Origin of the sequence: Herbaspirillum autotrophicum (assembly GCF_001189915.1) — a bacterium.
GTDB classification, from domain to species: domain Bacteria; phylum Pseudomonadota; class Gammaproteobacteria; order Burkholderiales; family Burkholderiaceae_D; genus Herbaspirillum; species Herbaspirillum autotrophicum.
In genome coordinates, this window is record NZ_LFLS01000010.1 from 100726 (window position 1) to 116893 (window position 16168).

14 protein-coding genes are annotated in these 16168 nt (G+C 57.7%); 5 read left to right on the plus strand and 9 right to left on the minus strand.

From position 1 onward, the window contains the following. Positions 1-2 precede the first annotated feature (2 nt). The 6 genes from AKL27_RS10230 to rpsB form a co-directional block, all read right to left on the minus strand. Complete coding sequence (locus tag AKL27_RS10230; protein ID WP_050462714.1) at positions 3-818, minus strand: phosphatidate cytidylyltransferase; 816 nt, start codon at positions 816-818, stop codon at positions 3-5. Next, a complete protein-coding gene (uppS, locus tag AKL27_RS10235; RefSeq protein WP_050462715.1) occupies positions 818-1576 on the minus strand; it encodes a polyprenyl diphosphate synthase in 759 nt (252 codons plus the stop codon). Before uppS ends, AKL27_RS10230 begins: the two co-directional genes overlap by 1 nt. Positions 1577-1662: 86 nt before the next feature. Then, entirely contained in the window at positions 1663-2223 is a 561-nt protein-coding gene (gene frr / locus AKL27_RS10240) for a ribosome recycling factor (RefSeq protein ID WP_050462716.1), read from the minus strand. A gap of 121 nt (positions 2224-2344) precedes the next feature. Then, positions 2345-3061, minus strand: coding sequence for a UMP kinase (gene pyrH, locus AKL27_RS10245; RefSeq protein WP_050462768.1), 717 nt, complete (start codon positions 3059-3061; stop codon positions 2345-2347). Positions 3062-3377: 316 nt separating this feature from the next. Further along, positions 3378-4262, minus strand: a complete 885-nt coding sequence (tsf, locus tag AKL27_RS10250) for a translation elongation factor Ts (RefSeq protein ID WP_050462717.1) — start codon at positions 4260-4262, stop codon at positions 3378-3380. Positions 4263-4393: 131 nt separating this feature from the next. Next, complete coding sequence (gene rpsB, locus AKL27_RS10255; RefSeq protein WP_050462718.1) at positions 4394-5143, minus strand: 30S ribosomal protein S2; 750 nt, start codon at positions 5141-5143, stop codon at positions 4394-4396. Positions 5144-5529: 386 nt separating this feature from the next. On the opposite strand from rpsB, the gene map reads away from it, so the two are divergent. The 3 genes from map to AKL27_RS10270 all read left to right on the plus strand — a co-directional run bounded on the left by map (position 5530) and on the right by AKL27_RS10270 (position 9746). Beyond that, positions 5530-6363 carry a type I methionyl aminopeptidase gene (map, locus tag AKL27_RS10260; RefSeq protein ID WP_050462719.1) on the plus strand — a complete coding sequence of 278 codons (834 nt, stop codon included), beginning with the start codon at positions 5530-5532 and terminating at the stop codon, positions 6361-6363. Between the two features lie 21 nt (positions 6364-6384). Beyond that, positions 6385-8937, plus strand: a complete 2553-nt coding sequence (locus AKL27_RS10265; protein ID WP_050462720.1) for a [protein-PII] uridylyltransferase — start codon at positions 6385-6387, stop codon at positions 8935-8937. Positions 8938-8999: 62 nt separating this feature from the next. Next, positions 9000-9746 (plus strand): pseudouridine synthase, encoded by a 747-nt coding sequence (locus AKL27_RS10270; RefSeq protein WP_050462721.1) that lies wholly within the window; start codon positions 9000-9002, stop codon positions 9744-9746. Here the strand turns inward: AKL27_RS10270 and AKL27_RS10275 are convergent. From AKL27_RS10275 to AKL27_RS10285, 3 genes are all read right to left on the minus strand, one after another. Continuing rightward, positions 9685-10455 (minus strand): hypothetical protein, encoded by a 771-nt coding sequence (locus AKL27_RS10275; protein WP_198155935.1) that lies wholly within the window; start codon positions 10453-10455, stop codon positions 9685-9687. The genes AKL27_RS10270 and AKL27_RS10275 overlap by 62 nt on opposite strands. 278 nt (positions 10456-10733) lie before the next feature. Then, on the minus strand, positions 10734-11210 hold the full coding sequence (locus AKL27_RS10280; protein ID WP_050462722.1) for a cyanophycin metabolism-associated DUF1854 family protein: 477 nt from the start codon (positions 11208-11210) through the stop codon (positions 10734-10736). Then, positions 11210-13489, minus strand: coding sequence for a cyanophycin metabolism-associated ABC transporter (locus AKL27_RS10285; RefSeq protein ID WP_050462723.1), 2280 nt, complete (start codon positions 13487-13489; stop codon positions 11210-11212). The genes AKL27_RS10280 and AKL27_RS10285 overlap by 1 nt, the downstream gene beginning before the upstream one ends. 311 nt (positions 13490-13800) lie before the next feature. Here AKL27_RS10285 and AKL27_RS28125 point away from each other — a divergent pair, with 311 nt between their 5' ends. Both AKL27_RS28125 and AKL27_RS10290 read left to right on the plus strand, forming a co-directional pair. Next, positions 13801-13953, plus strand: coding sequence for a hypothetical protein (locus AKL27_RS28125; RefSeq protein WP_198155936.1), 153 nt, complete (start codon positions 13801-13803; stop codon positions 13951-13953). Next, a complete protein-coding gene (locus AKL27_RS10290) occupies positions 13950-16148 on the plus strand; it encodes a cyanophycin synthetase (RefSeq protein WP_050462724.1) in 2199 nt (732 codons plus the stop codon). Before AKL27_RS28125 ends, AKL27_RS10290 begins: the two co-directional genes overlap by 4 nt. Positions 16149-16168 lie beyond the last annotated feature (20 nt).

Consider the following 16168-nt stretch of genomic DNA (forward strand, 5'->3'; position numbering starts at 1 on the left):
TCCTACAGCCAGAGATCGATCAGCGCTGCCAGCGGCAACACGGGAATCAGCGCGTCGATGCGATCCAGCACGCCGCCGTGGCCCGGCAGCAAATTGCTGCTGTCCTTGATGCCGGCGCGACGCTTGAGTTGTGATTCGAACAAGTCGCCGACGACGCTGGCCGCGACCAGCAGACTCATCACCGCAACGAAGCCCAGCCAGCCGAAATGCGCGTACAGGCGTCCGACGAAGGTATCGCCATCGACATACATGGCGACAATCGCGCCCACCACCAGCACCGCCAGCCAGCCGCCAATGACGCCCTCCCAGGACTTGCCCGGAGAAATCGACGGTGCCAGCTTGTGACGGCCGAAGCCCTTGCCGGCAAAATAGGCACCTACGTCGGCAATCCAGACAATCGCCATGACCGACAGCAGATACAGCGGCGCATGTTGAAACAGGGAAACAATGGCAATGAAACAACCCAGCACGGCCAGCGAGTAGGTCACGCTCAGCAGACGGTTGCCGGCCGACTCCAGCTTGGGCAAGCCCAGCCCCAGCGCGGGTACGAAACGAATCACCCACAACGCCACGCACAAGCCGAACAAGGCACGCACGCTCGGCAAGCCGGTAACGAAGACGATGAAAGCAAACGCCACGGTCCAGACACCGGCCAGCAGTTCCGGCCGGTTGCTGCGAAACAGGCGAAACCCTTCCCAGATGCCGGCGGCGAAAAACACGACCGTCACCGTGGCAAAGGCAAAGAAGTTATTCAGGTAAAGGATCGGCAACAGAATTGCCAGGAGAACCAACGCCGTGATGACACGCGTTTTCAGCATCAGGAAGCCTTTTTTTGCTCAACCAGTTGCTCGCTGGTACGTCCGAAACGTCGCTCCCGCTGACGATAGGATGCAATCGCCAGATCCAGCGCCGCGCCATCGAAATCGGGCCAGTAAGTTTCGGTGAAGTACAGCTCGCTATAGGCGAGTTGCCACAATAGGAAATTGGAAATGCGCTCTTCGCCGCCGGTACGAACAAACAGGTCCGGCTCAGGCGCATACGCCATTGCCAGATGCGGTGCCAGTTGATCTTCGGAAAAATCGGTCACACCCGGTTGCTCGCGCAACATCTTGGCAATCGCCTGCATGATATCCCAGCGCCCGCCGTAATTGGCGCAAATGGTCAGGGTCAGGCGCGTATTGCCGGCGGTCTGCGCCTCGGCCTTGGTAACCATCTCCTGCAACTTGAGATCGAAGCGACTGAGATCGCCCACCACCCGCAAGCGGATATTGTTGGCGTGCATCTTGCTGACTTCGCGTTCGAGCGCCGTCATGAACAGACGCATCAGCAGCGACACTTCATCGGCGGGACGACGCCAGTTCTCTGAACTGAAGGCAAACAGGGTCAGATATTCAATGCCGCGCTGGCTGCAGGCTTCGACGATGTCACGCACCGCCTCGACGCCTTTGACGTGCCCTGCCACGCGCGGCAGAAAACGTTTGGTGGCCCAACGCCCGTTACCATCCATGATGATGGCAACGTGACGCGGCACCGTCGATACCTCTGGCACCGCCTGGGTTGAGCTTTTATAAGTCATACAGTGTAAAAAATGAACTGAGTCGCGGACTGGATGCCGGCCGTTTGCATGATGGCACATTGCATGTGCCATCGCAAAGCCGATGCCTACACCGTCAGAACTTCTTTTTCTTTTTCTGCCACCAGCTTGTCGATATCGGCCACGAACTTGTCGGTCAGCTTCTGGATTTCTTCCTGGCCACGACGCTCGTCGTCTTCCGAGCAAACCTTGTCCTTGACCAGCTTTTTCAGGCTTTCATTGCCGTCGCGGCGAATATTGCGGACTGCAATCTTGGCATCTTCACCTTCGTTCTTGACCAGTTTGACCATCTCCTTGCGGCGCTCTTCATTGAGCGGCGGCGTCGGCACGCGGATCACGTCACCCTGGGAAGCAGGATTGAGACCGAGGTCGGAATCACGAATGGCTTTTTCAACTGCGGCCAGCATTTTCTTTTCCCATGGCTGCACGCCAATGGTACGAGCATCGATCAGGGTCACATTGGCGACCTGAGTGATATTCGTCGGGGTACCGTAATAATCGACCAGAATGTGATCCAGAATGCCGGTATGCGCACGACCGGTGCGCACCTTCGAGAGATTCGCCTTGAGCGTCTCGATGGATTTGATCATTTTCTGTTCTGCGCTTTTCTTGACGTCAGCGGTAGTCATTGCTGCTCTCCTATCTAATGCGGTAATACTAAAACCGAAGTGTAAATAAAAACCTGACCGTTTACCCGTTTATTTGCAGACAGGCACGCCGGCACCCTCGCCGACATCCCTCCCGCGCAATTTATACGTGTACCAGGGTCCCCTCATCTTCACCCATCACAACGCGCTTGAGCGCACCGGGCTTGATGATGGAAAACACCTTGATCGGCAGCTTCTGGTCGCGGCACAGCGCGAAGGCGGTCGCATCCATGACTTGCAGATGCTTGGAAATGGCTTCATCGAAGGTAATCGTGGAATAACGCGTTGCGGCCGGATCCTTTTTCGGATCAGCAGTATAAACGCCATCGACCTTGGTGGCCTTGAGGACGATCTGGGCACCGATTTCCGAACCGCGCAAGGCAGCCGCGGTATCGGTGGTGAAAAACGGGTTGCCGGTACCGGCGGCGAAAACTACGACCTTGCCCTCTTCCAGGTATTGCAATGCTTTGGGGCGGACATAAGGCTCGACCACTTGCTCGATGCCGATGGCTGACATGACCCGTGCCGTGAGACCGGCCTGACGCATTGCGTCGGCCAGTGCCAGTGAGTTCATGACCGTGGCCAGCATGCCCATGTAGTCGGCGGTAGCGCGGTCCATGCCCTGCGCTCCGGGCGCGACGCCGCGGAAAATATTGCCGCCGCCGATGACGATGGCCAGCTCGACACCGAGACGGCTGACTTCAGCGACGTCTGCCACCATGCGCTCGATGGTGGCGCGGTTGATGCCGTAAGCGTCATCGCCCATCAGGGCTTCGCCGGAGAGTTTAAGGAGTACGCGCTTATAGGCTGGTGTCGTCATGTGCTGGGCTCCGTGTTCTATCCGATTTGACTGTGTGTACTGAATCTGTTGCTTGATCTGCTGCTGAAACTGAACTGCTGATACCGCACTGCTGAAACTGATTTTCCCGGACCGCACCGGCATGCCTGCGGCTGTCCGGCAATTTACTGCGACATCGCTGCCACCGGCAACGTTCGGCATTTTATGCCCTGCCCCGCTTGCTGCGCTGCGAAATTACATTTTGAAATGCCTGCCCCTGCAACGCCAGTCACAAAACCGCCTCAACAATACGCCATCCTAAAAAAACGGGCCTCTCGGCCCGCTTTTCCTACATCACTTACGCCTGCTTGGTCGCTGCGGCGACTTGCGCAGCCACTTCAGCTGCAAAGTCGTCCTGTTTCTTTTCAATGCCTTCGCCAACCACGTACATGGTGAACGACTTGACCGACGTATTTGCGGCCTTCAGCATTTGTTCAACTGTTTGCTTGTCGTTCTTGACGAACGATTGGTTGAACAAGGAAACTTCCTTCAGGAATTTCTGCACCGAGCCATCTACCATCTTGGCAACGATATCGGCAGGCTTGCCGGATTCTGCAGCCTTCAGGGATGCAACCGAGCGCTCTTTTTCGATCAGATCGGCAGGTACCTGATCCGACGACAGTGCCACCGGCTTCATCGCTGCGATGTGCATGGCGACATCCTTGCCGACTTGCTCATCAGCACCTTCGAAATCGACTACCACGCCGATGCGTGTGCCGTGCAGGTAAGACACCAGCTTGCCGGCTGTCTCAAAACGCTGGAAACGACGGATCGACATGTTTTCGCCGATGCGGCCGATCAGTTCAGCACGTTTTTCTTCAACGGTCTTGCCATCCAGCGGCAATGCTGCCAGAGCAGCCAGGTCTGCCGGGTTGTTTTCGGCAACCAGCTTGGCAACCGAATTGGCCAGCGCGAGGAATTCATCGTTCTTGGTCACGAAGTCGGTTTCACAGTTGACTTCAACCAGTGCGCCGACGCCGCCGACGATATACGCCGCGACCACGCCTTCAGCAGTCACGCGGGAAGATGCCTTGGAAGCCTTGCTGCCCAGCTTGACGCGCAGCAGTTCTTCCGCCTTGACCAGATCGCCGTCGGCTTCGGTCAGTGCCTTTTTGCATTCCATCATTGGCGCATCAGTCTTTGCGCGCAGTTCGCCTACCAGTGCTGCGGTAATTGCCGCCATATACTTCTCCTAACAAAGGATGTCCGTTCGACGGACATCTGAAATTCGACAAATTTACTCAAAAAAAAGGGGTCAACTGCGCTTGTTCTCGCTGTCACCCCTCTTTTGAAACCTGCTGCAAAAAGGCGGAATTAAGCCTGTTCGCTTACCTCGACGAACTCATCGCCGCCGTTCTTGACTGCTTCCACGACTTCGTTGACCGCATTGGCGCGGCCTTCCAGAATCGCATCGGCAATGCCGCGTGCATACAATGTGATCGCCTTGGCGGAGTCATCGTTGCCTGGAATGACGTAAGTCACGCCTTCTGGCGAGTGGTTGGTATCAACCACACCGATAACCGGGATACCCAGCTTGGCGGCTTCAGTGATGGCGCCCTTGTGGTAGCCGACGTCGATCACGAAAATAGCGTCAGGAATGCCGCCCATATCCTTGATGCCGCCGATGGATTTTTGCAGCTTTTCCATTTCGCGGCTGAACAACAGGGCTTCCTTCTTGCTCAGCTTTTCGATCGAACCGTCTTCGATCATTGCTTCCATGTCTTTCAGACGCTTGATCGATGTCTTGATGGTCTTGAAGTTGGTCAGCATGCCGCCCAACCAGCGCTGATCAACGAAAGGAACGCCAGCGCGCTGTGCTTCGGCAGCAATGGTTTCACGTGCCTGACGCTTGGTACCGACGAACAGGATGTTGCCGCGATTGGACGACAGTTGGCGCACATACTTCAGCGCTTCCTGATACATGCCCAGGGTCTTTTCCAGGTTGACGATATGAATCTTGTTGCGGTGACCGAAGATGAACGGCGCCATCTTTGGGTTCCAGAAACGTGTTTGGTGACCAAAGTGGACACCGGCTTCCAGCATTTCGCGCATAGTTACGGACATAATTTTCTCCAGGGTTAGGTCTGGAATCCATTCGGTCACCCGGCGTATGCATGGCCAGGCACCCTTTTGGCGAACGGATTCGCGTTTTGCGTGCACTACATTTCAAATAAGCAAGGTTGACAACCTGACATCCCGCCATGACATTGCTGCACGTCCGACAGGCATCTTGCTGAAAATCAAGCCTTCCAACCTGAACAATTCAAGTTAGCCGCGCATTCTACCTCATCCAGCCAATCCATTCAAGCGCTGCAAGCAAGACAATCACCATTTCAGCCGCGACGGCATTTCAGCCCGCAGCTGACTGCTTTGCGCCGGACCTGATCAGACACGCCCGGCCAGCTCGTTTATAATCTCGGATTGAAGATTTTTAGCGGATTAACACCATCATGAGCACCATTTCGATCAAAAACGCGGAAGATATTGAAGGCATGCGCGTCGCCGGCAAACTGGCCGCAGAAGTGCTCGATTACATCGCCCCCTTCGTCAAAGCCGGCACCACCACCGGCGAACTGGACCGGCTCTGCCACGAATACATGCGCGACGTGCAGGATTCGATTCCGGCGCCGCTCAATTACTGCCCGCCCGGCTACACCCCCTACCCCAAGGCGATCTGCACTTCCCTCAATGACATCATTTGCCATGGCATCCCCGGCGACAAGGTCATGAAGAACGGCGACGTCCTCAACATTGATGTCACCGTGATCAAGAATGATTACCACGGCGATACCAGCCGCATGTTCTATATCGGCGAGCCATCGATTCTGGCGCGCCGCCTGACCGAGATCACTTATGAGTGCATGTGGCTGGGCATTTCCAAGATCAAACCGGGTGCACATCTCGGCGACATCGGCCACGTCATTCAGCAACACGCCGAAAAGGCCGGTTACAGTGTAGTCCGCGAATTTTGCGGCCATGGCATCGGCAAGGTTTTTCATGAAGAGCCACAGGTATTGCATTATGGTCGTCCCGGCACGCTGGAAAAACTGGAAGCCGGCATGATCTTCACGGTCGAGCCGATGATCAATGCCGGCCGCCGTGAAATCCGCGAGATGGGCGACGGCTGGACCATCAAAACCAAGGATCGCAGCCTGTCGGCACAGTGGGAACATACTGTACTGGTGACTGCCGACGGTTACGAAGTCCTGACCGTGTCGCCCGGCATGCCGGCGCCACCGGCAATCATCACGCCAGCAACCGCCACTGCCACCACCAGCGCCTGATCAGCACCAGAAACCCACTCCATGCCCAACCTTGCCGCCTCGCTCAAACAACAATTAAAGACGGATCGCCAACTGGCGATAGAAACGTTTCAGGCTGACGGCAAGACCGATCAATTGCTGACCCAGTTGCGACGCAATGTGGATGCGGCCCTGACCAAAGCCTGGGATGAGTCCGGCATGCCGCGCGACATTGCATTGGTGGCGGTCGGCGGCTATGGGCGTGGCGAATTGTTTCCGCACTCCGATGTCGACGTGCTGATTTTGCTCAACGGCACGCCCGACGCCGGTTTGCAGGAAAAGCTGGAAAAGCTGGTGCAACTGTTCTGGGATATCGGACTGGAAATCGGTCACAGCATCCGCACCGTAGAAGAATGCCTGGCCGAATCTGCGGCCGACATCACGGTCCAGACCAGCTTGCTGGAAGCGCGACTGGTGACCGGCAACCGGCCCCTGTTTCATGTGCTGCAGGAACGCTGCAGCGCCGCCATGGATCCGCGCGCCTTTTTCCAGGCCAAGACGCTGGAAATGCGCCAGCGCCACATCAAGTATGAAGACACACCATACAGCCTGGAACCAAACTGCAAGGAAAGCCCAGGGGGACTGCGCGACCTGCAAGTCATCATCTGGGTCGCCAAGGCTGCCGGGCTTGGCGATTCATGGAGCAAACTGGCGCAGCGCGGTTTGCTGACCGCCACCGAAGCGCGCCAGCTCAAGCAGAAAGAGCGCGCCTTCAAGGATATCCGGATCCGCCTGCACATCTACACCAATCGTCGCGAAGACCGGCTGGTATTCGATATCCAGACACCGATTGCCGAAACCTTCGGCTTCAAGACGACCGATACCCGGCGCGCCAGCGAGTATCTGATGCAGCGCTATTACTGGGCCGCCAAGGCAGTCACCCAGCTCAATACCATCTTGCTGCAAAACATCGAAGCGCAACTGTTTCCGCAACAAGTGGTGCCGCAAAAGATCAACGACCGCTTCAACGAACTCAACGGCTTTCTCGATATCGCGCACGACGATACATTCGAACAGACACCGTCGGCGATGCTGGAAGTATTTTTGCTGCTGACTCAGCATCCGGAACTCAAAAACATGTCGGCGCGGACCATGCGCGCGCTCTGGCATGCACGCTTCAAAATCGATAATGCCTTCCGCCGCGATCCGCACAATCACGCGCTGTTCATGCAGATCATTCAGGGCAAGCGCGGTGTTACCCACGCTCTGCGCCGCATGAATCAGACCAGCGTGCTCGGTCGTTACCTGCCGAATTTCCGCCGCATTGTCGGCCAGATGCAGCACGACCTGTTTCACGTCTATACCGTCGACCAGCACATCCTGATGGTGGTGCGCAATGTGCGCCGCTTCACCATGAGCGAACATGCGCACGAATATCCATTCTGCAGTCAGTTGATGGCCAACTTCGGACAAGCCTGGATCCTGTATATCGCCGCGCTGTTTCACGACATTGCCAAAGGACGCGGCGGCGACCACTCCAAACTGGGCATGGCCGACGCCCGTCAATTTTGCGAACAACATGGCGTGTCAGCGGAAAATACCGAACTGATCGTGTTTTTGGTCGAGCATCATTTGAGCATGTCGCAAGTGGCGCAAAAACAGGATCTGTCAGATCCCGACGTGATCCAGCAATTTGCCGACAGCGTCAAGGATGAGCGTCACCTGACCGCCCTGTATCTGTTGACGGTGGCCGATATCCGCGGCACCAGCCCGAAGGTGTGGAATGCCTGGAAAGGCAAGCTGCTGGAAGACCTGTACCGGATCACGCTGCGCGTGCTGGGCGGCGAAGCACCTTCTGCCGACCGCGAACTGAAAAACACACAACAGGAAGCCATCAAGACCTTGCGTCTGTACGGGCTGGAAGCCGATGCCCATGAAAAATTCTGGCAGCAACTTGACGTGGCCTACTTCCTGCGCCATGACGCTTCCGACATCGCCTGGCAAACGCGGTCATTCCATGATCGCATCGACAGTCCGGTGCCACTGGTCAAATGCCGTCTGGCGCCGATTGGCGAAGGCGTGCAGGTCGCCGTCTACACCAAGGACCGCGCCGATCTGTTTGCCCGCATCTGCAGCTACTTCGATGAAAAGAATTTCAGCATTCTGGATGCCAAGATTCACACCACAAAAAAGAATTATGCGCTCGATGCGTTCGTGATCAGCGCGCCGGTGTTCGCCAAAAACTATCGCGACATCATCAACCTGATTGAGCATGAACTGGCCGAGCTGCTGAAGTCGGACGGCCCGCTGCCGCCGCCGATTCGTGGCCGCCTGTCGCGCCAGTCACGCACCTTCCCGATCAATCCGACGGTCGATCTGCGTCCCGATGAACGCGGCCAGTATTATTTGCTGTCGGTCTCCGCCAACGACCGCACCGGCCTGCTCTACACCATTTCCAATGTGCTGGCGAAATACAAGATCAACCTGCACACCGCCAAGATCATGACACTCGGCGAACGCGTGGAAGACGTATTCGTCATCGATGGTCCGGTACTTAATCATCCGCGCAACCAGATTCAACTGGAAACCGATCTGCTGCAGGCATTGCGCGTGTAAACTCATGGCCATGCATTTCTGCCCCGCTCAGGCATCACCTATTTATTCGTTTTAATTTCATCATGACAGAACCAGTACGCCTTTCCAAACGCATGTCCGAACTCGGATTGTGCTCCCGCCGCGAAGCCGATGAGTGGATCGAAAAAGGCTGGGTGCGCGTGGACGGCGTGGTGGTCGCCATCCTTGGCAGCAAAGTCTTGCCGCATCAGAAAGTCACCGTCGAGCGGCAAGCCGCCGCCGAACAATCGAAACGCGTCACGATTCTGATCAACAAGCCCATGGGTTACGTCAGCGGCCAGGCCGAAGATGGTTACAAACCGGCGGTCGCGCTGGTGGAAGCCGCCACCCGCTGGAGCGAAGACAAGGTCGACACCGTCTTTCATCCGACCCAGTTGCGCAGCCTGGTACCGGCCGGACGACTCGACATCGATTCGGTTGGCTTGCTGGTATTGACGCAGGATGGCCGCATTGCCAAGCATCTGATCGGCGAAGATTCGAGCGTCGACAAGGAGTATCTGGTGCGCGTGGAATATTCGAAGCCGGGCAAGTTGCCGGAGAGCGACTTGAAACGTCTCAACCACGGACTGTCACTCGACGGCAAGGCACTCAAGCCGGCCAAGGTGCGCTGGCAAAATGAAGACCAGCTGAGTTTCACGCTGCGCGAAGGAAAGAAACGTCAGATTCGCCGCATGTGCGAAGCCGTGGGCTTGCGGGTGGTCGGCCTGAAACGCGTGCGTATCGGCAACGTCAAGCTGGGCGACTTGCCAACCGGCCAATGGCGCTATCTGCGACCTGACGAACAGTTCTGAGTTTGCCGCACAGCAGCGTGCCGGGCGCGCTGCGGGCATCGATCATGTCGGCCAGTTGATTCAGAACATCGGCGGTCAGCTGCTGCAATAAGGTTTCATGCTCCTGCGCGTACTTGTGCAGCAATCGCATGCACACTGCATCACACCACATCCAGTCACCGCCATTGCCGTTCGCCGACAATTGCAGTCGCACCTCTGCCGGCACCGGCACAATAACGTCCTGCCATTCCCACAAATAATCCTGATCCGCAGCGAGGTACGGCACCCCGAATACGCCGGCCACCTGCCGGTTGTGACGCACCGTAAAGTCGACCTGCTCCAGCCGCGTACCTCCCTGCGGCAAGCCGTGCTCGGCCTGAATCCAGCAGTGATAATCCTTGAGGTCAGATAACTTGCGGGCATGACGACGAGCCTTCCTCGACGGGAACAGGACGATATACCGGCCCCCGCCGCAATCGATGATTTCGCCGCCGGCAACCGCCACGTAAGGACGATCCAGCAGCACACTCAACACGCGTGCGCCGACCAGCGCGTAATCACCGCATCGCCCCAAAGTACCGGCAGCGAGCCGGGCCTCGGCGGCAGCTCGTTCTATGACCGTGTTGAGCGCACTGTCAACAAGATCGCGCAATGGCACCACCACTGGCATGCCGATCAGCGGCGCGTGCGGACCGGGCAAAAACCGGGAATCATTCGATGAATGGGGCATGGAAATAAGCCGCTGGGCAATCAACAAGGAAAGGAATTGTTGCACGCAGGAAAACACCCTCATCGCTTTGTCGCGACAAAAAGGATTTTTCTCGATTTATTTCTATACCCAAGAATGCGGAGAGACTGGCCCGAAAGAGACGACCTCCACCTGACCGGCAGCAGAGCTGCCGCATCAACCGACGCCGCCTTCTATCAACAAGGAAGGCAGTCCGGTGTCAAATGAAGAATCCTGGCCCACCGAGGAGTAGGCGCTTGCAGGAAACGGACCGCCGCTGATTACAAGAAGCGATCCAGTATTTTGCGGCTGACCTTATCCAGCGCCTTGCTATCCCGGATCAGGAATTGAATGCCATGATTATCCGCAATCAGCAATGCCGAGTTCGGCAAGCGCCGGATGTCTTCCTCGGCCTTGAGCGTAAATGCCACGGCGCCGCGATTGGTATCCACTTCCCAGACGGTCGGCGTGGCGTAAGTCGAGACGCCCCGGATGCGGCTGATTTCCGGCACGAATTCACGGCTGGCCAATTCTTCCTTGATCAGGATTTTGGTGGCAGCGGCAATGCCGGACCAGTCATCGATCCATACCAGCTCGCGACCATCGGCACTGACCAGTGCCACGCCATGTTCCGGAGCACTGATCGGAAACGCCCGCACCGGCACCACCCCTTCATCCTGCGTACCGTCGGCGGCCACGAATACCAGCCGCCCGAATTCATTGCGATGCAATTGGAATGCCTGCATGACTGCACTCATCACTCGCCTCCTTCTTTATCGCCGTCGCTGATCACCGCTTCGCCGTCAGGATTGCGGGCCTGTGCCTGATACAGGCGATAGTAAGCCCCCTGCTTTGCCATCAGCTCTTCATGATGACCGACTTCCACCACCTGACCGCGATCCAATACCACCAGACGATCAGCCTTGCGCAAGGTCGACAAGCGGTGGGCAATCGCAATCGTGGTACGGCCCTTGACCAGATTATCAAGCGCCTTCTGGATTTCTTTCTCGGTCGTGGTATCGACCGACGATGTCGCCTCATCCATGATCAGAATGCGCGGATCAATCAGCAATGCACGCGCAATCGAAATGCGCTGACGCTCACCACCGGACAAAGCCTGACCGCGCTCGCCGACCAGTGAGTCATAACCTTGCGGCAAGCGCAAAATGAATTCGTGCGCGTGGGCGGCACGGGCGGCGGCGATGATTTCTTCGCGCGTGGCTTCCGGTTTGCCATAGGCGATGTTCTCGGCAATCGTGCCGAAAAACAGGAATGGCTCCTGCAATACCAGCCCGATATTGCGGCGATATTCGGCAATCGGCAGCGAGCGGATATCGACACCGTCCAGCCTGATTGCGCCTTCCGAGACATCATAGAAACGACAGATCAGATTGACCATGGTGCTCTTGCCGGAACCGCTGTGGCCGACCAGACCGATCATCTCGCCCGGGGCAATCGTCAGATCAACGCCGCGCATGACCGCGCGGTTGCCGTAACGGAAACCGATGTTGCGCAATTCGATGGCGCCTTTGACCGCCGGAAGATGTACCGGATTGGCTGGTTCCGGCACGCTGGAAACGTGATCCAGAATATCGAAAATGCGCTTGGCGCCGGCGGCAGCCTTTTGCGTCACCGACACAATCCGGCTCATCGAATCAAGACGTGTGTAAAAGCGGCTGATGTAGGCCAGAAAGGCGGTCAGCACACCAACCGTAATCTGATTGTTGGAGACTTGCCAGATACCGAACGCCCATACCACCAGCAACCCGACTTCGGTCAGCATGGTGACGGTTGGCGTAAACAGCGACCAGATCTTGTTGACGCGATCATTGACCACCAGATTATGGCGATTGGCTTCCTTGAAGCGCGCCGCTTCGCGTTTTTCCTGCGCAAACGCCTTGACCACGCGAATGCCGGGAATGGTATCGGCCAGCACATTGGTCACCTCCGACCAGATGCGGTCGATTTTTTCGAAGCCATGGCGCAGACGGTCGCGCACCACGTGGATCATCCAGGCGATGAACGGCAATGGCAGCAAGGTCACCAGCGCCAGCCAAGGATTGATCGAAATCAGGATCGCCGCGGTCATGATGATCATCAGCACGTCGATCGCGAAATCGAGCAAATGCAATGACAGGAATACGCAGATGCGGTCGGTTTCAGAACCGATGCGGGCCATCAGGTCACCGGTGCGCTTGCCGCCGAAGTATTCCTGCGACAGCCTGAGCAAATGCTCGTAGGTGGTGGTACGCAAGTCGGCACCGATGCGTTCGCTGACCAGCGCCAGAATATAAGTCCGGGCCCATCCCAGCACCCACGCCACCATCGCCGACCCCAGCAAGCCGCTCAGATACAGCATGGCCAGATGAGAATTGATGGGGGCGCCGTTCTGAAACGGGATCAGCACGTTATCCATCAGCGGCATCGTCATGTACGGCGGCACCAGCGTCGCAGCGGTAGACGCCAGCGTCAGCAGGAAGCCCAGCAACAGCGAACCCTTGTATGGTTTGGCAAAGCGTGCCAGACGGAACAGTGCCCAGGTCGACGGCGGCGCCTCCTTGACCTCCGGACAAATGGCGCAAGTCTCTTGTCCTTGCGGAATCGGCGCCTTGCACTGCGGGCAGACATCCGCCTCTTCCTGCTGTTCGGTACGCCCCGAGACCAGCGCGTCGCGCTGCTGCTCGAACAGATTGATCAGCCGCAGGGCTTGCGGATTCTGTGCCAACGTATAGCGCCAGATCGCCAGCCGGCGCTGACCGTCTGCCAGCTCCAGACTGCCGACCCCGGCGTGGTCATGGTGCGTCAATACCAGCGCGGCAGCATACGACCAGGCTTGCCAGCCTTCGTCGCCGGCCATGCGGGCCAGCAAGCGGCGGTCAGTCGCCAGCACCAGGCCACGACTGAAATGCAGTGACACATCGAGATCGAGTTCCAGCCAGGCAATCACCTTTTCATCGGCGGTCAGCAGCAATTCGACATCTTGACGCCACTGTGCAGGCACATTGGCTAAAGGCAATAAAAGGGATTCTGTAGTCATCTGAACGGCATGTATGTCCTTGACGGACGGGATGTGAATGCCTGTGCAAGCCCGGCATCCATGCCGCGCGTATTATATCGCAAGGACTTGCTGCGCTGACAAGGTTCGGCCGGCTGCCGGCGCAAAAAATCCGGGGCGCCGGCATTTTTGGCGCAGTCGCGCAATGCGCCGCTTTCTCCCGCTATATATAGAGCCTGCGTTTTCATTATTTACATGCAATCTTTTTTACAGTCTGCGACAATATCATTACTTTTTCCTGACAACCCTGACAGACTTGTAAAACGCAGTTGCAGCGCCCGCCTCCGGAGCCCATGGCGGATTTGCAACAAACGATGAAACTGTCACTTCAGCGCCGCTCATGGCTTTTTCACCGCACGGTAAACCAATTCACCGCTAATGCGTTATTCATGTTTGTATCGCCCCGTATCGACAACGTCATCGCCAGCATTGCTGCTCACACATGAAAAACATTGAATTCCTCCGTATATTGCCACTGCACGGACCTAATATATGGACATACCGGTCAGCACTGGAAGTGTGGATCGACATCGGTGAACTGGAAGATTTCCCCTCCAACATATTGCCCGGATTCAATGATCGCCTTACCAGCTGGCTGCCGTCACTGGTCGAACACCGCTGCAGCTACGGCGAACGTGGCGGCTTCCTGCAACGGCTCAAGGAAGGTACCTGGCCCGGCCACATTCTGGAACACGTCACGCTGGAACTGCAAAATCTGGCCGGCTTGCCGGGCGGCTTCGGCAAGGCGCGCGAAACCTCGGTGCGCGGGGTCTACAAAGTGGTCGTGCGGGCACGCCACGAACAGGTTACCCGCGCCGCACTGCACGCGGCACGCGATCTGGTGCTGGCCGCCATCGACGACCGCCCCTACGATGTGGCGGCAACCGTGGAAACGCTGCGCGACATGGTCGATTCGCTGTGCCTCGGCCCCAGCACCGCCTGTATCGTGGATGCCGCCGATGAACGCCGGATTCCGTCGATCCGTCTGTCCGAGGGCAATCTGGTCCAGCTCGGCCACGGTATCAATCAACGCCGCATCTGGACCGCCGAAAGCGACCAGACCAGCGCCATCGCCGAAAGCATTTCGCGCGACAAAGACCTCACCAAGACGCTGCTGCAATCCTGCGGCGTCGCCATTCCTGAAGGCCGCCTGGTCGACAGCGCCGACGACGCCTGGGAAGCCGCCGAAGACATCGGCTTGCCGGTGGTGGTCAAACCGTCCGATGCCAACCACGGTCGCGGCGTCTTCATCGATCTCAATACCCGCGCCGAAGTGCAGACCGCCTACGCAGCCGCACTGGAAGAAGGCAGCAGCGTACTGGTGGAACGCTTCATTCGCGGCAATGAACACCGCTTGCTGATCGTCGGCGGCAAACTGGCCGCCGCCGCCCGTGGCGAACCGATTTTCGTGATCGGCGACGGCAAATCCACGGTATCGCAACTGATTGATGTCCTCAACACCGACCCGCGCCGTGGCGACCTCGAAGAACACCCGCTCAACCCGGTGATTCTGGAACGTGAACCGGCAGCCCGGCTGGAACTGGAACGTCAGGGCCTGAGCGCCGAGGCGATTCCTGCTGCCGGTCGCAAAGTGCTGCTGCTGCGCAACGGCAATGTCGCCATCGACGTCACCGATCTGGTCCATCCAAGCGTGGCAGCCACTGCATCGCTGGCGGCCCGCGTGGTCGGTCTCGATATTGCCGGTGTCGATCTGGTGGCCGAAGATATTTCGCGTCCGCTGGCAGAACAGCGCGCCGCCATCGTGGAAGTCAACGCCGGTCCCGGCCTGCTGATGCATCTGAAACCATCGGAAGGCAAACCGCGTCCGGTCGGCCAGGCCATCGTCAATCATCTGTTCAAGCCGGAAGACACCGGCCGCATCCCTATCGTCGGCATTACCGGCACCCACGGCAAAACCACGATTGCCCGGCTGGTGGCGCGCATCATTCATCTGAGCGGCAAACATGTCGGTCTGGCTTGCGGCGATGGCCTGTACTTCGGTCAGCGGCAAGTGGAAAAAGGCAATCGCGCCAACTGGCATGCAGCGCACCGGGTCTTGCTCAATCGCGCGGTGGAAGCCGCCGTGTTCGAAAACGGCAGCGTCTCCATCCTGTCTGAAGGCCTGGCCTATGACCGCTGCCAGGTCGGCGTGGTGGCCAATATCGATCCGGCTGACAGCCTGCCCGAGTATTACATCAACAACGCCGAAGAAATGGCCACCAAGGTCAAGCGCACCCAGGTTGACGTCGTGCTGCCGGACGGCGTCGCCGTGCTCAATGCCGATGATCCGCTGGTCGCCGATATGGCATCCCTGTGCGATGGCGAAGTGATTTTCTTCGGTATCGACGCTGAGACACCGGTACTGCAGGAACATCTGCGCCAGGGCAAGCGTGCCGTATTCCTGCGCGACGGCGCGGTGATTCAGGCCTGCGGCGACAAGGAAACCAAAGTCAGCACCGTGGCAGCGATTCCGCTGACCGTGGGCGGTTCAGTCACGTTCCAGATTGAAAACGTGCTGGCCGCAGTCGGTGCTGCCTGGGCGCTCGGCATTTCGGCTGACCTGATTCGCGCCGGCATCGAATTGTTCGGCACCGAGCAAGCCGAAGAACAAGGCAAGAAACGCAAGCCGCACACTGTCTGATCCGCTTTGAACATGCTATG

Excerpts from the sequence above, each read along its gene's own strand:
- AKL27_RS10230 (WP_050462714.1), bottom strand. The coding sequence starts at position 818 with ATGCTGAAAACGCGTGTCATCACGGCGTTGGTTCTCCTGGCAATTCTG.
- uppS (WP_050462715.1), bottom strand. The coding sequence starts at position 1,576 with ATGACTTATAAAAGCTCAACCCAGGCGGTGCCAGAGGTATCGACGGTG.
- frr (WP_050462716.1), bottom strand. The coding sequence starts at position 2,223 with ATGACTACCGCTGACGTCAAGAAAAGCGCAGAACAGAAAATGATCAAA.
- pyrH (WP_050462768.1), bottom strand. The coding sequence starts at position 3,061 with ATGACGACACCAGCCTATAAGCGCGTACTCCTTAAACTCTCCGGCGAA.
- tsf (WP_050462717.1), bottom strand. The coding sequence starts at position 4,262 with ATGGCGGCAATTACCGCAGCACTGGTAGGCGAACTGCGCGCAAAGACT.
- rpsB (WP_050462718.1), bottom strand. The coding sequence starts at position 5,143 with ATGTCCGTAACTATGCGCGAAATGCTGGAAGCCGGTGTCCACTTTGGT.
- map (WP_050462719.1), top strand. The coding sequence starts at position 5,530 with ATGAGCACCATTTCGATCAAAAACGCGGAAGATATTGAAGGCATGCGC.
- AKL27_RS10265 (WP_050462720.1), top strand. The coding sequence starts at position 6,385 with ATGCCCAACCTTGCCGCCTCGCTCAAACAACAATTAAAGACGGATCGC.
- AKL27_RS10270 (WP_050462721.1), top strand. The coding sequence starts at position 9,000 with ATGACAGAACCAGTACGCCTTTCCAAACGCATGTCCGAACTCGGATTG.
- AKL27_RS10275 (WP_198155935.1), bottom strand. The coding sequence starts at position 10,455 with ATGCCCCATTCATCGAATGATTCCCGGTTTTTGCCCGGTCCGCACGCG.
- AKL27_RS10280 (WP_050462722.1), bottom strand. The coding sequence starts at position 11,210 with ATGAGTGCAGTCATGCAGGCATTCCAATTGCATCGCAATGAATTCGGG.
- AKL27_RS10285 (WP_050462723.1), bottom strand. The coding sequence starts at position 13,489 with ATGACTACAGAATCCCTTTTATTGCCTTTAGCCAATGTGCCTGCACAG.
- AKL27_RS28125 (WP_198155936.1), top strand. The coding sequence starts at position 13,801 with ATGGCGGATTTGCAACAAACGATGAAACTGTCACTTCAGCGCCGCTCA.
- AKL27_RS10290 (WP_050462724.1), top strand. The coding sequence starts at position 13,950 with ATGAAAAACATTGAATTCCTCCGTATATTGCCACTGCACGGACCTAAT.